The sequence below is a fragment of the Luteitalea sp. genome, from assembly GCA_009377605.1.
Lineage (GTDB): Bacteria > Acidobacteriota > Vicinamibacteria > Vicinamibacterales > Vicinamibacteraceae > WHTT01.
The window spans coordinates 1-7,563 of sequence record WHTT01000158.1; the positions used below are offsets into that span (position 1 = coordinate 1).

Here is a 7,563-nt window from a genome sequence, read left to right on the forward strand (position 1 = left end):
GGGGCCGCCGTTCAGAACGCCGATCGCGTTGCCGCGAGGGTCCAGCACCATTGAGTCGATGGCCCGACGGATGAGGCGCGCAGGTGAGCGCCTCCGGGCGTGCCCGGCGGACACGTCCAACGTCGCCAACTCCTGATCAGTCGCCAAGTGTATTCCCACCGGCTCGACCGCGGATAGAAAGGGTACCGTTGGTCCTGGTCACGCATTCGTAGCAATTCATCGCGTAGCACGTGGTTCCGGGCAGAGCGCCCCTCGGCCTGCTGCGCTACACACGGAATCGCCGAGGCGAAGGTGAGCGCAAGACCAGAGAGCACGACACGCCATTGCATCACTTCATCTCCGCTGGAAACAGATGCCAACTATCCCCTTCCCGGCGGAGCGCAAGCTGATACGAGCCTGGCGACAGCCCCCGGAGGTCCAACCTGGCCTCGAATGTGGTGACAGAGTTCCGAATCGTCGCCTCGCCGGTGGCAGACGCCATCGACCGGAGGTCCGGGTCGAGCACTTGCACTTCGTACTCGCCAGGTTCCGAGCCGCGGGGCAGCAGCATGGTCACGTTCACGAGCCCGCGTGGCAGCAAGAGCGGCTGCTGCGTGGCCTGCCGCTGAGCGCTCCGCTCCACCGTGAAGGGCCGCAGGTCGAGCCGCGCGTGGACCTCGACCGCATCGACTCCCGGCCCCGTCTCCGCGGGTCGGCCGCCTTCCCTCGACAACGCAAGCCACAAACCGGCGGTGACAACCAACAGCGCTGCGGCAGCCGGAACGACCCATTTGGCAACCGACTGCCTGAACGCGCGGTGTCGGGTCTCTGCCTGCTGGAGGTCCCTGAACTCCCGGTAGCAGGGTGAACATTCGATGAGGTGATCGTACCCAGGATCGGTGATTGCGCGCTCTCGACGGGCGAGCTGGATCAACACCTCATGCGAGGGACACCCTGCACGCTCCGGGTTCGGATTGGCGTGCCGCAGCAGCTCTTCAATGTCGTCGTCGACACGCGACTCCGCTCGATCAGGTGGTGGAGTCTGATTCGCCATCCTCGTTCTCAGCTTCTCGTTCGTTCACGGACTCCCGCTTGGAAACGTCTACAGCCGACCGGCGCGCCGGGTCTTGATGGACAGCGTCCCTCACGTCGATGCCCAGCATGCTGCGAATCTTACGCTTGGAACGGAAGAAGAAGGTATCGACGGCAACGACCGAGGATCCCCGCTCCCGCGCAATCTCCTGGCTGGAGAACCCGGCCACCTTCCGCCCGAAGACGAAGCGCTCATCCAGCGGCAACCGAGCCACCACCTCACGGAGCGTGATCCGGCGCTCGATCTCGTCGGCCGTGCCGGTCCGCGCGTGCATCTTGGAGAGTGCCGCGTGGCTCGCCTCGCCGCGTAACGTCTTCTGTTCAAGACGGCTTGATGCTCGTCGCACGTAGGAGGTGGCCACGCTTACCACGGTGAGCCAGGCGTATCGATCTAGTTTGTCGATCGATCCCGACTCCTCCTCGCGTTTGGCGACCCGCCGGCCGGCTTCCTCGAGAACCTGGGTGAGCGCCACGTCATCGCGCAGGGCAGGAAACTGCCGCCGTAGCCGAGGCAGCAGACGACGGAGTGCTTCCTCGATGCGGGGATCGAACGGTTGTCCGCTCGCGTCGACCAACGAGAGCTTCCGCCAAGACTCCATCGGACACATCGGACGTGTCGGCGGGCACAACGTCCACGAACATGGCAGGCAAGCTTCAGTATACAGGGGTATAGGATTCTCACTGAAGAGCTGTAAGGTTTTTGCGTAGAACAGCGTTCTATGTGGTACAGGGCGCGTGTGGAAGAAACGGTCAGGCCAGGAGGCCGGGGAGGGGCCGTGGCGTCCTCGGATACCGATCGGCGCATAAACTCATCCTTGTTTCTCATGATGAGGATCTGCCGCGCTGTGTCGATAGTCCGTCATCGCCGCCAAAGAACGAGACGTTCGGCAAACTCGCAACTGACCGCCACCCTGCGTCGCTTCCCCGCTTGGTGCCGGTGGGCGCCAAGTAGCCATGGACCGTCCACGCTCAGGATGGCAACGCCCCGACGACGACCTTGATCTTCGTATGCATGGCGGCGCGATGCAGCGACTGGGTCGCCGTCGCGGAGCGTGTGGCACGGGTCGACTCGACAATCCTCATCACCGGCGAGAGTGGCGTAGGCAAGGAACGACTCGCACGCTTCATTCATCGCAGGTCGCCCCGCGCGCCCGGTCCATTCATTCCGGTGAACTGTGGAGCGTTGCCCGAGACATTGTTCGAGAGCGAGCTCTTTGGGCACGCTCGCGGTGCGTTCAGCGGTGCGCTTCAGGACCGTCCCGGACTCTTCGAGGCTGCGGACAAGGGCACACTGCTGCTCGATGAGGTCGGTGAGCTGCCGCTAGGCATGCAGGTGAAGCTCCTCCGTGTGCTCCACGACCGCGAAGTTCGTCGAGTTGGCGAGAATCGCCAGCGTAAGGTGCACGTTCGACTCATCGCAGCCACGAATCGGAGCCTGGCCGAGGACGTCGCGGACCGCCGGTTCAGGCGGGATCTCTACTATCGGCTCAAGGTGGTGAAGCTGTACGTGCCGCCGTTGCGGGAGCGTCCCGAGGAACTTCGGGGTCTTGCCGAGACGTTCCTTGAGCGAATCGCTCTTGAGATGGGACGGCCGGTTCCCCGCTACACGCCAGCAGCGCTCGATCGAATCCTCCAATACGCGTGGCCGGGAAACGTCAGGGAGCTCGAGAACGCCGTGGAACGCGCGTGCGTCCTTGCCACGGACAACGTGATCGACGTTGGCGATCTCCCTGATGAGGTACGATTGGCGCGCCCACTTCCAAGCATGCCGCAGCGCCTGCGCCCGCTGCGAGACGTCGAGCGCGACTACATCCTCGCGGCTCTCGAACAGAACGGCGGCAACAAGACGCAGACGGCCCAACAGCTTCGCGTTGCTCCAGCGACGCTCTTTCGGAAGCTGAAGCGTTACGCCGCCGATCGCTGAGACCAGCCAGGTCTCGCCTACGCTTGCGACGGTGGACGTGCGCGGCCACCGCGCCCCGATCTCACTCGTATCGCAGGGCCGTCATCGGGTCCGTTCGTGCGGCGTGCCGAGCGGGAAGATACGCAGCGACACCTGCCACCACGAGCATCAGGAGTGCCGCGCCCACAAACGTCGGCACGTCGAGAGGTTTGATTGCAAAGAGCTGACTCTCGACGAATCGCGTCACATAGCCGCCCGTCGCCAGTCCCAGCGCAACGCCACCGGCCGTCAACACGACCGCGGAGCGCGTGACGGTCACAACCAGATGCCATGGACGAGCTCCCAGCGCGGCTCGGATTCCGAGCTCTTGATGCCGCTGCGAAACCGAACACGCGACCAACCCAAACAGACCGATCGCAGCCAGCAGCAGCGCCATCGCTGAAAACGAAGTCACGAGCGTCGCGCTGAATCGCGGTCCGGCCACGGATTGCATCAACACGTCTTCCATCGAGGTCGCTGGCAACAACAGGGGGTTCTCTGGCAACTCCGGGAACACCGACCGGACTTCTTCTCGCAGCGCGTTCGCCAACGTGCCGGTGTCGAATGCGGATCGAACAATCAGGAAGGCAAACTCTGCCCGGCTCTGTGACAGGGGAATGTAGATCTCGTTCCAGACGTCAACCGTGGTTCCCGTCGATCGGGCGTCAGCGACCACGCCGACAATCTGATACGCCGGGAGGGCGGCGGAGCTGCCTCCTTCAATGTGCACCGTTCTTCCGAGCACGTCACCGGCCGGCGCGAGCTTCCGCGCGAGGGTTTCGTTGACGATGGCCACACCAGGTGATGTCGAACTGTCAGCCGAGGTGAAGATTCGCCCCTGAAGGAGCGGTATCTGTAAGAGCTGAAAGACATTGGATGACACGACCCGGACGTCGGCGTCCAGCGCCGCCGCAGCGCCTCTGCGACCTGTCGTATCAAGGGCCGCCACAGAGCCGATCGGTTCGTTGTCGGTGAACGGCACCCTCGAGCTCAGTCCGACTCCAGTGATGCCCGGGTGTGCTTCCACACCTCGTAGCAGGTCATGCCATCGCCAAAGGCGCTCTGCGCGATCCGGAAAGCGATCGCCCAGGAGACTCACGAGCAAGACGGTCCGCGATTCGGCGTCGAAGCCGGGGTCGGACGGGAGGAGCGTGAGAAACGTGCGCCCGACCAGACCTGCGAGGGCAAACAGCGTCACGGATGCCGCGACCTGGCCCACGATGAGTGCGGCTCGGAACCGTGCCCGTGAGGTCACCCGCGTTCCAGGTGTGCGTTTCATGGCCTCCACCACCGACAGACGAGCCAACCGCAGCGCCGGCGCGAGCCCAAACCCACAACCCGTGAGGACCGTCAACCCGACGGCGACCGCCAGCACGCGCGCATCGATCGCCGCCTCGCTGATCCGTGGGATCTCGGACGGCGCCAGCGCGAGCATCACCGGCAGCAACACGTACGCGAGACCCACGCCCGCGGCGCCTCCGGCCGCCGACAGCAGCAGGCTCTCCACCAGCGTCAGGCGAAACAGTTGCCACGAAGGCGCGCCGATCGCCTTCCGCGTGGCGAACTCTGCAACCCGGCCATCTGAGCGCGCCAACAACAACTGGGCAAGGTTCGCACACACCATCGCGAGGACGACCGCGACGGCGGCCAGCAGGAGCTGGAGCGCATAGGCGGAATCGCCGACGATCTCACGCTTCAGGGGAGACAGACCGAGGCGGCGCCCGTCTTCCCTCCAATCCTCGATATCGACGCTTGCGCCAATCGCGGCGATCTCGCGCCTCGCGTCATCGATGGTCACGCCCTCCGCCAAGCGCGCGATCAATTCGTCGCCAATCTGCCGTTCCCGTCGCCGACGGTGTTCGCTGGCGTACGGTGTCCAGTAGGCTCTCTCACTACCCCAATACGTGCGAAACTCCGGAGGCATGATGCCAACGACCGTGTACGGCAGCGGATCGCCCGTGTACGGCGCCTCCTCCAGATACAGCGTCCGGCCGATGACTTCCGGGTCCCCGCGCAGGCGTTGCTGCCAGAAGCTGTAGCTGATGATCATCACAGGGATAGCCCCAGGCCGCTCATCCTCCGGCAGAAATCCTCGTCCAGCTAAAGGCGCGATCCCCATCACGTCGACGAAGTTCGATGAGACGTGGTCACCACGGACCTCGACGTCACCGTCCGGCGTACGCACCGCACCGCCGTCGATATTGTTGATGGTGATCGCGTCGAGCGTCGTCGACCGCTCGCGCAGAGCCTCTACGAGCGGGATGGGGACGCGCATGCCCGTGCGTTCAACGTTCTGTCCCCACACGGCCACCAGTCGGTCCGCGTCTTTGTAGGGCAGCGCCCGCAGCAGCACGGCGTCCAGGAGGCTGAACAGCGCCGTGGTTCCACCGATGCCAAGAGCCAGCGTCAGAACCGCGAGTGCGGCAAACCACGGCGAACGTGAGAGCGTGCGGTACGCAAACCGGATATCCCGCAACAGGTCGCTCATGGGAGACATCGTCTGTGACTGGTGATGCATCACACTAGGCCAGCGATACCCTTGCTATCGCTGATCGCGGCGAGCGGGTGACTGCGAGCCACACGCTGCACAGACAGCACGCGATCAACAACGCCGGTGCTCCGAGTAACCTATTTGACGCCAACCTGTCCCTTCCGGTCGGACTCCGGCGAGCGGGGGCGTCTACACTGGCCGCGTGATAGCCAGCCACCCCACGACGCACCATCACTGCTGAGCCATCCCATCCGCACGATCTGGTGAGCTGCCGGAAATGGACCGCGACACGGGCCACCGGTAAGCGCATGGGCCACCAACGAGAGGTCGTCGGCACGTGGGCTTGTCTCGTCTCGCGCCTTGACCTTCCTTAACGTCGCGGAACCATGTGACCGCTCTTCGCTGCCGGGAGGCGCCTGCTCCGCCGACGTAGGTTTCCTGCACCCTCGCATCTCCGTTCGCTGGCCGGTCTCCGGCTGTGGCCGCTCCGCCCCGGCTCGCCGCCTTGAGCCACGGACGGCAATGGCGTCGCAACGGTCACCTCATTTCATGAGCCGCGCCAGGTGACCCTGTCACGGCCGTTGCGATGCGCCACCGCCTCGCCGAGCCGGTGCGTCGCGCGTGTCCTCCGTGTGTGCAGGTCTGGATTCCTGAGGTTGCGAAGGAACCCAGACCCGCACACACGGAGGACACGATCATGCAAACGGAGACCAGGCAACTTCGCGAACTCACGCTGCGATACTCGGTCAAGAAGAGCGACACGGGCGAGCCTCTCATGGTCCCTGTCGCCGTCGCCACACCAGCGCAATCCGCTGCGATCGTGATGCCGTTGCTGCAGCACGAGGCCAACGAAGTCTTCGCAATCCTCTGCTTGTCGACCAAACATCGCGTCGTCGCGTACCACGAAGTGAGCCGTGGCACGCTCGACGCGACGCTGGTGCATCCGCGCGACGTATTCAAGGCCGCGCTCTTAGCGAATTCTGCTGCGATCGTGATCGCGCATGTGCATCCATCAGGCGATCCCACGCCGAGTCTGAACGATATCCTGTTGACTCGCCGCCTCGTGACCGCCGGTGAGCTGCTCGGCGTGGACGTGCTGGATCACATCATCGTCGGCGACGGCCGCTATTACAGCTTCAGGCAAGGCGGACAGTTGTAGGTCCGCGGCCACTCGAATCCACGAGATCCGCCCGACGGTTCGCGTGCCAGATCTCTCTATCGCGAGGCCAAGACGCACATCTCGATAAGGTTCGGAATCTGTCGCGCCGACAGCTCCCACGCATGGCCAGACGGCTGCCCCCTCTTGAATGCCTCCGAGCGCCAGCGCTTTGCTGGCGCTCGGTCGAGATCCGCGTCCGCCGCGCGGGCGTATAATGGTGAGTGCCATGAGCATCAAGGTCGCATACAAGAACGGCGTGTTCGAGCCGCTCGAGGACGTCGAGGACGCGAAGCCGGGCGAGATCTATACAGCGTTCTCTGAAGAGGAACTGCGCGACATCCGCGAGACACTCGGCTGGCTCAAGGCTGCGGAGCAGAGCTTCGAGTTCTGGAACAACCCGAGCGATGCCGTCTACGACACGCTATAAGCGAGGCGACATCGTTCTCGTCCCCTTCCCGTTTACCGACCTCAGCTCATCGAAGAGGCGCCCGGCGCTGGTCGTCTCGCCCAACGCATTTAACGACCAGATGCAGGATATCGTCCTGGTCGCGATTACGTCGCAAGTGATCGACGGCAACGATGTCCTAACGATCCACGAGCACGACTGCGTGGACGGAAGCCTACCCAAGACGTCCGTCGTGAAGCCGAGCAAGCTCTTCACGATTCACTCGGCGCTCGTCCTGAAGCGCATCAAAATCGCGGCTACTCGGTACGCAGCGATTGCATCGGATCCATGGCCGATGCGCGTCGGGCCGGGATGTAGCTCGCCAATAGCGCGACGGCCAGCATCACGCTGGACATCGCGATGAAGGTCGACGCGTCGATCGCCTGTACGCCGAAGAGGAGCGTCTCGAGAGAGCGAGTGACGCCAACGGCCGCCAACAGGCCGAGCACGATTCC

Annotated in this window: 7 protein-coding genes; 4 read left to right on the top strand and 3 right to left on the bottom strand. The window is 64.1% G+C overall.

Going from position 1 to position 7,563, the window contains the following annotated elements; translation table 11 throughout:
* Positions 1–328 precede the first annotated feature (328 nt).
* Both GEV06_27615 and GEV06_27620 read right to left on the bottom strand, forming a co-directional pair.
* The gene (locus GEV06_27615) at positions 329–1,033 is read right to left on the bottom strand and encodes a hypothetical protein (protein ID MPZ21627.1); all 705 of its coding nucleotides are present in this window, start codon (positions 1,031–1,033) and stop codon (positions 329–331) included.
* On the bottom strand, positions 1,008–1,670 hold the full coding sequence (locus GEV06_27620; GenBank protein MPZ21628.1) for a hypothetical protein: 663 nt from the start codon (positions 1,668–1,670) through the stop codon (positions 1,008–1,010). Before GEV06_27620 ends, GEV06_27615 begins: the two co-directional genes overlap by 26 nt.
* 413 nt (positions 1,671–2,083) lie before the next feature.
* Between GEV06_27620 and GEV06_27625 the strand changes: the two genes are divergently transcribed.
* Positions 2,084–2,995 (top strand): AAA domain-containing protein, encoded by a 912-nt coding sequence (locus GEV06_27625; GenBank protein ID MPZ21629.1) that lies wholly within the window; start codon positions 2,084–2,086, stop codon positions 2,993–2,995.
* Positions 2,996–3,056: 61 nt separating this feature from the next.
* Here the strand turns inward: GEV06_27625 and GEV06_27630 are convergent, their stop codons facing one another.
* Entirely contained in the window at positions 3,057–5,531 is a 2,475-nt protein-coding gene (locus GEV06_27630; GenBank protein ID MPZ21630.1) for an FtsX-like permease family protein, read from the bottom strand.
* A gap of 670 nt (positions 5,532–6,201) precedes the next feature.
* On the opposite strand from GEV06_27630, the gene radC reads away from it, so the two are divergent.
* The 3 genes from radC (at position 6,202) to GEV06_27645 (ending at position 7,472) form a co-directional block, all read left to right on the top strand.
* On the top strand, positions 6,202–6,663 hold the full coding sequence (gene radC, locus GEV06_27635) for a DNA repair protein RadC (protein ID MPZ21631.1): 462 nt from the start codon (positions 6,202–6,204) through the stop codon (positions 6,661–6,663).
* Between the two features lie 226 nt (positions 6,664–6,889).
* Positions 6,890–7,090 (top strand): hypothetical protein, encoded by a 201-nt coding sequence (locus GEV06_27640; GenBank protein MPZ21632.1) that lies wholly within the window; start codon positions 6,890–6,892, stop codon positions 7,088–7,090.
* Positions 7,068–7,472: a hypothetical protein gene (locus GEV06_27645; protein MPZ21633.1), complete on the top strand. Its 405-nt coding sequence runs from the start codon at positions 7,068–7,070 to the stop codon at positions 7,470–7,472. The genes GEV06_27640 and GEV06_27645 overlap by 23 nt, the downstream gene beginning before the upstream one ends.
* Positions 7,473–7,563 lie beyond the last annotated feature (91 nt).

What these genes read in the sequence shown, in the direction of transcription:
- GEV06_27640 (MPZ21632.1), top strand. Translation starts at nt 6,890, where the DNA reads ATGAGCATCAAGGTCGCATACAAGAACGGCGTGTTCGAGCCGCTCGAG.
- GEV06_27645 (MPZ21633.1), top strand. Translation starts at nt 7,068, where the DNA reads ATGCCGTCTACGACACGCTATAAGCGAGGCGACATCGTTCTCGTCCCC.
- GEV06_27630 (MPZ21630.1), bottom strand. Translation starts at nt 5,531, where the DNA reads ATGCATCACCAGTCACAGACGATGTCTCCCATGAGCGACCTGTTGCGG.
- GEV06_27625 (MPZ21629.1), top strand. Translation starts at nt 2,084, where the DNA reads ATGGCGGCGCGATGCAGCGACTGGGTCGCCGTCGCGGAGCGTGTGGCA.
- radC (MPZ21631.1), top strand. Translation starts at nt 6,202, where the DNA reads ATGCAAACGGAGACCAGGCAACTTCGCGAACTCACGCTGCGATACTCG.
- GEV06_27615 (MPZ21627.1), bottom strand. Translation starts at nt 1,033, where the DNA reads ATGGCGAATCAGACTCCACCACCTGATCGAGCGGAGTCGCGTGTCGAC.
- GEV06_27620 (MPZ21628.1), bottom strand. Translation starts at nt 1,670, where the DNA reads ATGGAGTCTTGGCGGAAGCTCTCGTTGGTCGACGCGAGCGGACAACCG.